The organism is Desulfomicrobium baculatum DSM 4028 (assembly GCF_000023225.1).
Lineage (GTDB): Bacteria > Desulfobacterota > Desulfovibrionia > Desulfovibrionales > Desulfomicrobiaceae > Desulfomicrobium > Desulfomicrobium baculatum.
The window spans coordinates 2626543-2638803 of the sequence record NC_013173.1; the positions used below are offsets into that span (position 1 = coordinate 2626543).

At 60.6% G+C, this 12261-nt stretch carries 12 protein-coding genes; 7 read left to right on the plus strand and 5 right to left on the minus strand.

What is annotated here, in order from left to right:
* A complete protein-coding gene (locus DBAC_RS11460) occupies positions 1-1413 on the plus strand; it encodes a sigma-54-dependent transcriptional regulator (RefSeq protein ID WP_015774459.1) in 1413 nt (470 codons plus the stop codon).
* Positions 1410-3020, plus strand: a complete 1611-nt coding sequence (locus DBAC_RS11465) for a PAS domain-containing sensor histidine kinase (protein ID WP_015774460.1) — start codon at positions 1410-1412, stop codon at positions 3018-3020. Before DBAC_RS11460 ends, DBAC_RS11465 begins: the two co-directional genes overlap by 4 nt.
* Positions 3021-3113: 93 nt before the next feature.
* On the opposite strand, the gene DBAC_RS11470 is transcribed toward DBAC_RS11465, so the two are convergent.
* Positions 3114-3344: a hypothetical protein gene (locus tag DBAC_RS11470; RefSeq protein ID WP_043810866.1), complete on the minus strand. Its 231-nt coding sequence runs from the start codon at positions 3342-3344 to the stop codon at positions 3114-3116.
* 12 nt (positions 3345-3356) lie between these two features.
* Positions 3357-3848, minus strand: a complete 492-nt coding sequence (locus tag DBAC_RS11475) for a YajQ family cyclic di-GMP-binding protein (protein WP_015774461.1) — start codon at positions 3846-3848, stop codon at positions 3357-3359.
* A 302-nt stretch (positions 3849-4150) separates the two neighbouring features.
* On the opposite strand from DBAC_RS11475, the gene DBAC_RS11480 reads away from it, so the two are divergent.
* The 5 genes from DBAC_RS11480 to DBAC_RS11500 all read left to right on the plus strand — a co-directional run bounded on the left by DBAC_RS11480 (position 4151) and on the right by DBAC_RS11500 (position 10031).
* Positions 4151-4555, plus strand: coding sequence for a Ros/MucR family transcriptional regulator (locus tag DBAC_RS11480; RefSeq protein ID WP_015774462.1), 405 nt, complete (start codon positions 4151-4153; stop codon positions 4553-4555).
* Positions 4556-5036: 481 nt separating this feature from the next.
* Positions 5037-6674 (plus strand): glutamate synthase-related protein, encoded by a 1638-nt coding sequence (locus DBAC_RS11485; protein WP_015774463.1) that lies wholly within the window; start codon positions 5037-5039, stop codon positions 6672-6674.
* 109 nt (positions 6675-6783) lie between these two features.
* A complete protein-coding gene (locus DBAC_RS11490) occupies positions 6784-7929 on the plus strand; it encodes a sensor histidine kinase (protein ID WP_015774464.1) in 1146 nt (381 codons plus the stop codon).
* The gene (locus tag DBAC_RS11495) at positions 7916-8584 is read left to right on the plus strand and encodes a response regulator transcription factor (protein ID WP_015774465.1); all 669 of its coding nucleotides are present in this window, start codon (positions 7916-7918) and stop codon (positions 8582-8584) included. The genes DBAC_RS11490 and DBAC_RS11495 overlap by 14 nt, the downstream gene beginning before the upstream one ends.
* A 145-nt stretch (positions 8585-8729) precedes the next feature.
* Entirely contained in the window at positions 8730-10031 is a 1302-nt protein-coding gene (locus DBAC_RS11500; protein WP_015774466.1) for a hemolysin family protein, read from the plus strand.
* Between the two features lie 344 nt (positions 10032-10375).
* Here DBAC_RS11500 and DBAC_RS11505 read toward each other — a convergent pair whose 3' ends face one another.
* Genes DBAC_RS11505 through DBAC_RS11515 form a run of 3 tightly spaced genes read right to left on the minus strand, consistent with a single transcriptional unit; the run spans position 10376 to position 12252 of the window.
* Positions 10376-10609: a hypothetical protein gene (locus DBAC_RS11505; RefSeq protein ID WP_015774467.1), complete on the minus strand. Its 234-nt coding sequence runs from the start codon at positions 10607-10609 to the stop codon at positions 10376-10378.
* The gene (locus tag DBAC_RS11510; protein ID WP_015774468.1) at positions 10609-11355 is read right to left on the minus strand and encodes an N-acyl homoserine lactonase family protein; all 747 of its coding nucleotides are present in this window, start codon (positions 11353-11355) and stop codon (positions 10609-10611) included. The genes DBAC_RS11505 and DBAC_RS11510 overlap by 1 nt, the downstream gene beginning before the upstream one ends.
* A 57-nt stretch (positions 11356-11412) precedes the next feature.
* Positions 11413-12252, minus strand: a complete 840-nt coding sequence (locus tag DBAC_RS11515; RefSeq protein WP_015774469.1) for an MBL fold metallo-hydrolase — start codon at positions 12250-12252, stop codon at positions 11413-11415.
* Between the last annotated feature and the right edge of the window lie 9 nt (positions 12253-12261).

Consider the following 12261-nt stretch of genomic DNA (forward strand, 5'->3'; position numbering starts at 1 on the left):
ATGACAAAATTTCCAACGTATCCTGTCCTGCTCGTCGATGACGAGGACACGTGGCTGCGGTCCTTTTCCCTGGCGCTCAAATCCCACGGAATCGACAACATCCTCTGCTGCAACGACAGCGCAAAGGTGCCTGAAATCCTGGCCACGACCGAAATCGAGGTCATGGCCGTGGATCTGGCCATGCCCGGCCTGTCCGGGCAGGAACTCATCGACGCCGTGTCCGCGACCAACCCGGACATCCCTATCCTGGTCATCACCGGCATGAGCCAGGTGGAGACCGCAGTGCAGTGCATCAAGCGCGGCGCTTTTGATTTCTTCGTCAAGACCAACGACAAGAGCAGCCTGGTTTCCGGCATCCGACACGCCATCGAAATCCGCGAACTCAAGCGCGAAAACAGCAGCCTGCGCACCCGCTTCCTGCAGGACACCCTGGAACACCCGGAGGCCTTTACGCCCATCGTGACCTGCTCCAAGGTCATGCGCTCCATTTTCCAGTATATCGAAGCCATCGCGCGCAGCACCCAGCCCGTGCTCATCACCGGCGAATCCGGGGTCGGCAAGGAGCTGGTGGCCAAGGTCATCCACGATTTAAGCGGACGGCAGGGCGAATTCGTGCCGGTCAACGTGGCCGGCCTTGATGACAACATCTTTGCCGACACCCTGTTCGGGCACAAGAAAGGGGCCTTCACCGGCGCCGACAGGGCCCGCCCCGGCCTGGTCGAAAACGCCAAGGCCGGCACCCTCTTTCTGGACGAGATCGGCGATCTCCCGCAGGCCTCGCAGGTCAAGCTGCTGCGCCTGGTGCAGGAACGCGAATACCTGCCCATCGGCTCCGACGTGACCCGCAAGACCGACGCCCGCATCATCGCGGCCACCAATGTCGATCCGGAGAGCATGGGCGAAACGGAACGCTTCCGCTCCGACCTGTACTACCGCCTGCGCGGCCATCACGTGCACCTGCCCCCCTTGCGCGAGCGCCTGGAGGACCTGCCTCTTTTGATCGACCACTTCCTGCGTCAGGGCTGCCAGCAGCGCAAGCGCCCCGCAGTGCCGGCGGAACTCCTGACCCTGCTCCTCGGCTATGACTTTCCGGGCAACATCCGCGAACTGCAGTTTCTGATCCTGGATGCCCTGAGCTGCTCCGGCGACGAAGAACTGAACATGGACCGCATCAAGGCGCACGTAAACAAGCACCCCGCCGCAGCCCGCAAGGTCCAGCCCGGTGAAGGCACCAGGCTGCAATTCGGCCCGGAACTGCCGACCTTGAAGCATGTCTGCGCCGAACTCGTGCGCGAAGCCATGCGCCGCACCGGAAACAATCAGGCTCTGGCCGCGAGCATGCTGGGCGTATCCCGGCAGGCGCTCAACAAGCGTCTCAACAAGCTCCGCGAAAAAGAGGACGGCCAGGCGTGACCGCCGGACGGGCAGACCTGCTGCAGAGGCTGCGCGACCTGGAACGCGCAAACCGCCAACTCTCCCGCGAGTTGCAGGATTTGCACGCCCTCATCGATACGCCGCTCAACGTCATGCTCTTTTCCCTCGACCTGAACTACAACTACATCGCCTTCAACCAGGCCCACCGGGAATTCGTCAAACACAACTGGAATCTGGACATTCACCCCGGCATGCACGTTTTCGACGTTCTGAACGAGCCCGAGGAACGCGCCACCTCCCGCCGCAATTTCGACCGCGTTCTGGCCGGAGAATCCTACATTCTGCGACGCAAGTACCGAAAGCCCAAAGGGGAAATCGGATTCTACCAGAACACCTACGTACCATTGCAACGAGGGGGCGAGATTCTCGGGGCCGTGGTCTTTGCCCACGACATCACCGAATGGAGCGAGCGCGAAGAGGAAGGCAAGAAGTACCGCGCCATTTTTGAAAAGGCCCTGGAAGGCATCTACCGCTCCACGGCCGGGGGACGATTCATCGAGGCCAACCGCGAGATGGCCCGCATCCTTGGCTACGACTCACCCCAGGACCTCATGTCCACGATCACCGACATCAGCCGCCAGCTGTACTGTGACCCCGACGACAGGGAACTGGTCTTTTCCATTCTGCGCCGCGACGGCGTGATCAAGGATTTCGAGACCCGCATGCGGCGCAAGGACGGCAACGAGATCTGGGTGGAATTCAACGCCAGAATCGAAAAAGACGATCAGGACCGCACGGTGTTCATTGAAGGCAAGCTGACGGACATCACGACCCGCAAGGAGGCCGAACGCAAGGCCCAGCTGCGCGGGCAGAAGATGATCCAGGCCGACAAGATGGCATCCCTGGGCGTGCTGGTGGCGGGCGTGGCCCACGAAATCAACAACCCCAACAGTTTCCTGACGCTGAACCTGCCTCTGCTGCGCGACGTCTGGGCCGACGCCCTCAATGTGCTGGACGAATATCAGGAAGAGCATGGAGATTATGTTCTTGGCGGGCTCGAATATTCAGAACTCCGACAGCAGATGCCGCTTTTGCTGCAGGGCATGGTCGACGGGTCGGAGCGAATCAAGGATATCGTCTCACGACTCAAGGACTATTCCCGCCAGCGTCCCGAAGGAGAACGTGAATCAACCGACGTGAACAGCGTCGTGGCCGGAGCCCTGGCGTTCGTGCGGCAGAAACTCAAAACCGCGGCCCCGGGCTATCTGGTCAGACTGGCCGCGGAGCCTGTGCTGGTGGAAGCCGACCTGCAGCGCCTCATCCAGGTGCTCATAAACCTGCTGGTCAACGCCTGCGAGGCCGTGCCGGCCACGGGCGGCGAAATCACCGTGCAGGTCCTGTCCGGATTCGGGGAAGACAAAGCCTGGGCCGGGGTGGAAGTGCGGGACAACGGCTGCGGCATCTCCCCTCTCGACCTCAAATACATCCAGGACCCGTTCTTCACCACCAAACGGGAGTTGGGCGGAACGGGCCTTGGCCTGTCCATCTCGTCGGCCATCATGCACGACCACGGCGGGCGCCTGGAATTCTCGTCCCAAGCGGGACAAGGCACCACCGTACGCATGCTCCTGCCGATGACACGGTGAGTGGTGAATAGTGAATGGAAAAAACATGCCTAAGACAGACGCGTTTGCTTTTTTCCGTCCAATCATCATTCACCGACAACTATTCACGACCCGCTACGGAGTCTTCTCCATCGCCCTTTCCTTGACCATGGCACTGTTCATGGCAAAGTCGGCAATTCCCGCAACAAGATAGCCCAGTGCCACGAGCACAAGCAACGCGATCAAGAGCTTCATGGTCTGCCGGGGCTGTTTCCAGAACAGGAACACGACAACCGCACCCATACCCAGCCCGATCAGCGGGTTGGACATGATCCAGGACCAAATGCCCATCATGAATGCGTGCATGCGCACCTCCGGTTATTTTTTCATATTCACGAACTGCAGTGGCAATTCGAATTGCGACTCCCGCAAGAGCGCCATGACCTCCTGCAGGTCGTCTATTTTCTTCCCCGAAACCCGCACCTGTTCGTCCTGAATGGCGGCCTGAACTTTCAGCTTGCTGTCCTTGATCAGCTTGACCAGCTTGCGGGCGGCATCCTTGTCGATGCCGTCATGCAGCTTGATTTCCTGCTTGAGCTGACCACGGGAGGTATTTTCGGGTTCACCGAATTCCAGGGCCTTGGGGTCGACTTTCCGGCGCACAAAATGCGAGATGAGCATCTCCCGTATGGCCCGTATTTTCATCTCGTCGCCCGTAGTCAGAGAGAGAACCTTTGTCTTGCGATTGAACTCCATTTCCGTGATCACGCCTTTGAAATCGTAGCGGGTTTCGACTTCCTTGCGCACGTTATTCACCGCATTATCAACTTCCTGCAGATCGATCTCATTCACAATATCAAAAGATGGCATTAGTCCTCCTTTTCGTCTCGCCGTCCATCACAACATGCACGCATGCTGACCTCAAAACCCCAGCGTCGTCAAGCGTCCCAGGCAAATGTATCCCCCGGAGAAGATAATCAATACCTCAAAAATACACATATTTCCCCAACGTATCCAGACACGTCCCGAGCGACCCTCCCGGCAAACAGCAGCATACATAAAAGATTATCAACAAAGCATTTGACATTCCATCATTCTCTACTATGTAGTAAGCTACTTTGTCTGACGGGCTACATCGTCATCAATGACCCTATTATAGCTATGGAGTAAATATGGAAGATTATCTGAAACAAGCAATCGAAATCGTCAAGGCCCAGGCCTCTGTCCGCAACATGAACGAAGACGAAATCACCTCGATGATCCGCGCCCTGACGCAGAGCATTCGCGGTGTCGCCGAAGGCGTCGCCCCGATTGTCGACACTGAACCCGCCGTAGACCCCAAGAACGCCATCCGCGAAAAGAGCGTCATCTGCTGCGAATGCGGCAAGTCCTTCAAGGTGCTGACCAAGCGTCACCTTGCCACCCATGGCCTGACCCCCGAAGAGTACCGCGAAAAGTTCGGCTACAAGAAAGGCACCTCGCTGGTCGCCAAGTCCCTGGCCCGCGACCGCCGCAAGACCATGCAGGGCATGAAGCTCTGGGAAAAGCGCAAAAAGGCCGTCAAGACTCCGGCATAAATGTAAAAACCCTCCTCGCGAGGGTTTTTTTGCGTCACGGGCCAAAATCCTTAGAACACGACACGCGTGGCTGAGGTAGGCCGCGAGCATGGTTTTGGAGATAAATAGCACGGAATTCTCTTTCCCAACACTCCCGCCTACGCCTTTGGGTTTCAGACCAAATCACCGCGTCGTGCCCGCCCCGTCCTTGAAATAAACGCCCCGCGACTTCGTTTTCCGGGAATTTTTCCCAAAAAACGGGAATTTTACCTATCACGCCCTCCCAAAATGACCAGGAAAACGGGATGCGATCCTATCGACACAGTTCGGGTCGAAACATAGATAATCTATTGAATTTCTCCATGCCCTACCATTGACCGCTTGTTTATGAAAACGCGTGCCGATGCGTTGCGCCACCTTGGATTCCTTGACCGGCTCTCTGGTGGCGACGTGCGTTTTGGAGAAACACAATACTCAAATTTCCATACGGGAGACGAAAACGATGATCCAATGGCCCAAAAGCAACGATGTTCTCGGCACCACCAACCGCGGCAACCCGGCCGAATCCGGCCTGTGCACGTTATGCCGCTCGGACTGCGCCGGAAAATGCGAAACCTGGATGTCCTGCCTCAAAGGCCGGCACATGCTCTACCCCAGGGATTTCGGTTCCGTCACCGCCGGCAGCGCCAATACCTGCCACGTTGGCGTGAGCTATAATTCCCTGCGCATCCAGGGTTTCAGCTATGGCGCCCAGGGCGTTGCTCCCGGACGCACCACCAACCCCGACGACTGCCTGTTCACCAACGTCTCCCTGGAAACCTCTTTTGGTGCCAAGGAACAGACCAAGGTCCGCATGCCGCTCATGACCGGCGCCCTCGGTTCGACCTTTATCGCCGCCAAGTACTGGGACTCCTTTGCCGCGGGCTGCGCGCTGATCGGCATTCCCATCGTGGTCGGCGAGAACGTTGTCGGCGTGGACCGGGCCTCCAGCATGGCGAACGGCCGCATCGAGAAATCCCCGGAACTGGATCGCCGCATCGAAATCTACAATCGTTATTCCGACGGTTACGGCACCATGATCGTGCAGCTCAATGTCGAGGACGCACGCAACGGCGTGGCCGAATACGTCATTGAAAAATACGGCAACAAGGTCTGCATCGAGCTCAAATGGGGCCAGGGCGCCAAGAACATCGGCGGCGAGATCGAGGTCACCAGCCTTGATTACGCCATGTTCCTGAAAAAGCGCGGCTACCTGGTCGATCCGGACCCGGAACTGCCCGAAGTGCAGGAGGCCTTCAAGGCCGGCGCCATCAAGGGCTTCGCCCGTCACAGCCGCCTGGGCTACACCGACCTGCCTTCCTCCGAGGCCGTGCACCAGAACTTCATGGAAACCGTGGCCTACCTGCGCAGGCTCGGCTACACCAAGATCTCGCTCAAGACCGGCTCCTACGGCATGGAAGCCCTGGCCATGGCCATCAAATACGCCACCGAGGCCGAACTTGACCTGTTGACCATCGACGGCTCCGGCGGCGGCACGGGCATGAGCCCCTGGAACATGATGGAGACCTGGGGCGTTCCGTCCATCCTGCTGCACTCCAAGGCGGTGGAATACGGAAATATTCTGGCCGCGCAGGGCAAAAAGGTCGTGGACATGTCCTTTGCCGGCGGCCTGGCCCGCGAAGACCACATCTTCAAGGCCCTGGCGCTCGGCGCCCCCTTCGTCAAGCTGATCTGCATGGGCCGCACGCTCATGATCCCCGGCTTCCTGGGTTCCAACATCGAAGGCGCCCTGAACCCCGACCGCAAGGAAAGAATTGCCGGCAACTGGGACAGCCTGCCGAAGACCGTCAAGGATATCGGCGAAAGCCCTGAACAGATCTTTGCCGGGTACGAATCCCTCAAAACCAAGATCGGCGCCGACGAGATGAAGACCGTGCCTTACGGCGCCATCGCCGCCTGGACCCTGGCCGACAAGCTCGGCGCGGGCCTGCAGCAGCTCCTGGCCGGCGCGCGCAAGTTCTCGGTCACCGAGATCACCCGCGGCGACATCGTCTCCGGCAACCGCGAAACCGCGCAGGAGACCGGCATCCGTTTCATCACCGACGTACAGGACGAGATCGCCCGCAAGATCCTGGCCTGATCCGCATAAATCCCCAGGGGCGGACCGGCTGCTTGCCGGTTCCGCCCCTGGCCCCTTGCTCCATCCTGTGCTACACGGCCAACGCGCCCGTTGCCCAGGAGAAACGCTCATGACCATCCGCCCCGACAACACCGATACTTTTCCCGCTTCGAACGAGGAGTGGCAGAGTTTCGTGGCCCAGAGCCACAAAACCCAGCACGATCTGCTCGAACGCATAAAAGAGCTCAACTGCCTCTACGGCATCAGCCGGCTGGCTCAACGCCGTGAACAACCTCTGGCCGAACTCCTGACAGACATCGCCGGCCTGATCCGCTCCTCCTGGCAATACCCCGACATCGCCTGCGCCTCCATCCGCCTCGGCGAGACACTGCACAACTCCGACAACTTCGTGCGCACCCGCTGGTGCCAGTCCAGTCCCATCATCATCGAGGCGGATGAATGCGGCACGGTCGAAGTCTGCTATCTGGAGGAACGTCCGGACAGCGATGAAGGACCGTTCCTGCGCGAGGAGCGCAGCCTCATCGACGCCGTGGCCGATCAGATCGGACGCATCGTGGCCCAGCGCCGGGCCGAGGAGCAAATGCGCGCCCTGTCCCAGGAACTGATCATGGCCCAGGAAAACGAGCGCCAGCGCATTGCCCGCGAGCTGCACGACCATCTGGCCCAGGATCTCTCCCTGGCCCGGGCCGACCTGGAACGCATCGGCTGCGGCCTGCCCGAGGGAGGCCCGTGGCGTGCCCAGGCCGGGGTCATTGCCGAACGCCTCGGCACGGCCATCCGTTCCATCCGCGACCTGGCCTACGGCCTGCTCCCGCCGGGACTAACCGAGCTAGGGCTGGTCGAAACCGTGCTCGCACACTGCGAGGACTTTTCCCTGCGTCACGGCATCGCGGTGGATGTCTTTGCCGACGGTCTTGACGGAGTCAGCTTCGACTTCGATACCCAGATCAATATCTACCGTCTCATCCAGGAAGCACTGAACAATGTGCGCAAGCACGCCAAGGCCAGTCGCGTGACCATCCGCCTGCTCGGGTCCTATCCGAGTCTTTTGGTGCGCATCGAAGACGACGGCTGCGGGGCGGACATGGATCGCTGCCTGTCCCAGGCCGGCCGGAACAAACGCATGGGCCTCTGGAGCATGCGCGAAAGGGTAAAGCTTCTGGGCGGCAAGATCAGCTTTCGTTCCAAGCCCGGACACGGCCTGCACATCCGCATCGAAACCCCGCTCAACAGGAGCAGCCATGAGCGCGCCTAAACGCATCCTCATCATCGACGACCACCCGCTCTATCGCGACGGCCTGAGGGCCCGCCTCGACACACGACCCGACCTCTGCGTCGTCGGCGAGGCCGGGACCTGCGCCGAAGGACTGCGCCTGACCCAAACCCTGGCCCCGGATCTGGCGGTTATCGACATCTCCCTGCCCGACGGCAGCGGAATCGAGCTGACCCGTGAAATCCGACTCGCCAGGCCAGACCTGCCCGTGCTCATCGTCAGCATGCACGCCAAGCTCGACTTCATCGCCGCCGCCTTTCAAGCCGGAGCCAGCGGCTACATGTCCAAGGAATCAGGCGGGGAAGGCATCCTGCAAGCCATCGAGACAGTGCTCTCCGGCGGGCAATACCTCGACGGTTCCCTCTCGCCCTCGGTGCTGCGCAGGCTCAGCGACATCTCCGGCCGCAAGGCCAAGACCGTGGACGCCTCCTACGGCAGCCTCTCCCTGCGCGAACAGCAAGTCATGCGCCTCTTGGCGGAAGGGCTGACTCCGGAGGAGATCGCAGCCAAACTTTTCGTGTCCCGCAAGACCGTTCTCAACCACCGCTACGCCATCATGACCAAGCTTGGCATCAAAAGCCCCGTGGCCTTCGTTCGCCATGCCGCACGCCTCGGGCTGATCGAAATCGACGACTGATCCCGCCCGCGCGAAATTTCGGCGTCAGCGCCATTTGCGCCTTTACCCTGGCGGCCGATCATGGTTACAGATGAATGAGAACGCTGCGGGGATCTGACCACGCTGGCCAAAGTTCAAACAGCCCGTTTTCATCAAGGATTCTTTCATGCTCCGCTCTTTAGCATTTCTGCTGCTGGTCCTCGCGCTGGTCCTGGCCAACGGTTTTTTTGTAGCCGCGGAATTCGCCCTGGTGGGCGTGCGGCGTTCGCGTATCGTGAGTCTGGCCGAAAGCGGAAACAGAAAAGCCGTTCTGCTGCTGCGCCTCATCGATCACCTGAACGCCTACATCTCCGCCACCCAGTTGGGCATCACCCTGTCCTCCCTGGCACTGGGCTGGATCGGCGAACCCGCCATTGCCCGGCTACTGGAACCGTTGCTCGAAGGCCGGGTTCCACCCGCCGTGCTGCACTCCATCTCCTTCGCCATCGCCTTTAGCCTGATCACCTTCCTGCACATCGTGCTCGGAGAACTCGCGCCCAAGACCATCGCCCTGGAACGGGCCGAGAAGACGGCCCTGGCCATTGCCCTGCCCATGGAGATCTTCTACCGCCTCTTCTACTGGCCCATCCGCCTGCTGGACTGGTCCGGAACCCGCACGGTCCGCCTGCTCGGCTTCACCCCCAGCGCCACCCACGGCTCGGTCTACACCGAGGACGAACTGCGCATGCTCATCGACGCCAGCTACTCCAGCGGCCAGATCGAAGAGGAAAAACGCCGCCTCATCCGCCGCGCCTTCGACTTCAACACCACCGAGGCCTGCGAGGCCATGATCCCGCGTTCGGAGATCGCGGCCCTGCCCGTCACCTCCACCCTGGACGAAGTGCTCGACGCCTTCCGCATCCACGGCTATTCCCGACTGCCGGTCTACGGAGAAGATCTGGACGACGTGGTCGGCGTGCTCTTTCGCCAGGACATGGAACCGTTCATGGCCCGCGAACCGGGCCTGGTCTTCTCCATGACGGGGCTCCTGCATCCGCCGACCTTCGTGCCCTCGGGCAAGCGGCTGGGCAGCCTCCTCAAGCAGATGCAGGCCACGCGCACCCACCTGATCTTTGTCATGGACGAATACGGCGGCCTGGAAGGGCTGGTCACCCTGGAGGATGTGCTGGAAGAGATCGTGGGCGAGATCAACGACGAATACGACGAGGAAGTGCGCTCCCAGATCGTGCGCGACGGCACGGCCTTCATCCTCGACGGGATGCTCGCCGTGCGGGACCTGAACCGCAAACTCGGGCTCAAGCTGCCCGAAGACGAGGCCTACACCACCGTGGCCGGATTCCTGCTGTCCGAAGCCGGAAGAGTCCTCGAAGCCGGGGATGAAGTGCCGATCAAGGAAGGCGTATTCAAGGTCGAACGCTTGGAGCGCCGCCGCATCGTACGCATCAGGTTCACGCCCGAGGCGCATTAGAAGGAATGAAAAAGATGCCTCCGGCGGGCAGGGGGCGCGCCCCCTGCACCCTTTGCAGGTAAATATTCTATTGCGAAATGACGGCTTGTTCCCCTTACCCCCCAACTCTCGCCCAACTCTCGGACAAAGCGTGCCGGGGTGTTTCGGGCGAGGCTCGGCGACTGTCTGACTGATCCAGGCATCGTTTGTTTGACCATCGCCCCCCGCCCGAAGTGCAAGCCCGTGTTCGAAGCAGCGATGGTCAAACTCTACGAGGCCGGAGAAGGAGTTTCGGCGGGCCTCGCCCGAAACGCCCCGGCTCGCGGCCGCACTGAAACAACCCCTGACATGTCTCGCCTCTCAACCTAAATATCGATCTTGGTCCCCGAATACGTGAACGCGTTCCGGTTCATCTTGATGAACGTCCCCTTGTCGATGCCCACGGCCTTGCCGCACTGGCACCAGACCTTGCCGTCCCTTTCCTCCAGAATCCAGACCTTCTCGATCCGCTCCCGGTGGCACCTGAGGACCTCCCCCGGTCCCAGCTTGCGGTAACGCCACAGTTTCTTGCGGCAGGCGGCGCACTTGATGACCAGCATTATTCCGGCACGCTCTCCATCCCGGCCCATTTCGGTTCGTGCAGGGGCAGGATGTGGTCGGCCAGGGTCTTGGCCCGGACCAGGGTCTCGTAGGCCTCGTAGGCGTTCACGTGGGTGCCGGGGGGGATGACCTCCATCTCCATGGCCGTCACTGCCTTGGGTGGGTAGAGGTTTTCGAGGATGGTGCAGAAGCCGCAAATGAGGACGCTGCCCTTGTCCGTCTCCACGCGCACGGACATGCCGCCCTCAGTGTGGGCCGGGGTGTGGATCATGGTGATGCCGGGCGCAATTTCCGTGTCGCCCGTCAGGGCCACGACCTGCCCGTTCTCCTCCACTTCCTCAATGTAGTCTTCCAGATAGCGGAAATCCAGCGGATGCGGATCGTGGATGCGCGAAAGCTCCTTCTCGTGCGCGTAGATCTTCGCGTTGACGCATTTGGCGTCGTTCTCGCAGTGGTCGTTGTGCAGATGGGTGTGCAGGATGATGTCGATATCCTCCGGCGCAAGGCCGTATTTGGCCAGCCCTTCCTCGAAGCTGTAAATCTTCCCGCCGATGGCCTTCTCGCGTTCCTCGGAGACGACCGGCCGCATCTCCCCGGTATCGACCAGGATCTTCTTGTCCCCGCCCTCCAGGTACCAGCAGTAGATGGGGATGGTGTACGGGGTGCCGTAGTCATGCTGATAGGTCATCATGCCCTTGTCGAAGACCTTGGTGCCCATGACAATGGGATGAATGATGTACGTCATGCAATACTCCGCGGGATTCTGCCCCGTCACGGCCACAAAGCCGCGCACGGATGCGTATCAAAGTTCGGACGTGTCCAGCCGCAAGCCACTGTAACCAGTGTGCACGGGACAGTCCAGATGGTCGCGCAGGAAGGCTATAGAACCCTCGCCGGTGCAATGACAGGGAACCAACAGGCCGGGCTTGATGTCGCGCAAGGCCTGCACGGTCTTTTGCAGTCGCTCCTGGCTGGCCGCGCCCAGATGCAGTCCGCCGACAACGGCTAAAATTCGGCTCTGGCCGGTGATCTCTTTAAGATGGGTGAGCGTGTTGATCAGACCCGCATGGCAGCACCCCACGCAGACAATGAGCCCTTTGTCGGTGCTGATCCACAAGGCCTGGTCATCGTTTACGGGGTCGGAGCGCAAAGCATGCGGGTCGAAGTAGAACGGGCCTCCCGCGTCCTCGAAATCCGTCCACCTCGGAATGAAACCGCTCAGGCCGATCCCGTCGCCGATCAGCTGGGGACCGCCATTCCAGTGCATGCGTTCCATGGGGAGAGCAGCCAGGGCCCGCATGGAAAAGAGGGGCATGCGAATGTCCCGCGCCTCGCCGCCCGAGATGCTGTAGCGAGGCTCGGTCACGCCCGAATGGCAATAAACCCGGGACTCCGGCGCGGCCCCCAGAACCATGGGCACCGCACCGGTATGATCATAATGCCCATGACTCAAAACAAGTGCGTCGGTGCGGCCGAGGTCCACTCCGAGGGCGCGTACGTTTTCGGCCAGGGCCGAACCCTGGCCGGTATCAAGCAGGAAGCGTTCATCGCCATGCTCTATCCACAAGGCAAAGCCATGCTCCGCCAGACATCCGAACCCGGCCTGATTGTCGACCAGCACCGTAAGCACGGTTTTGTGCATGTTGCGTAC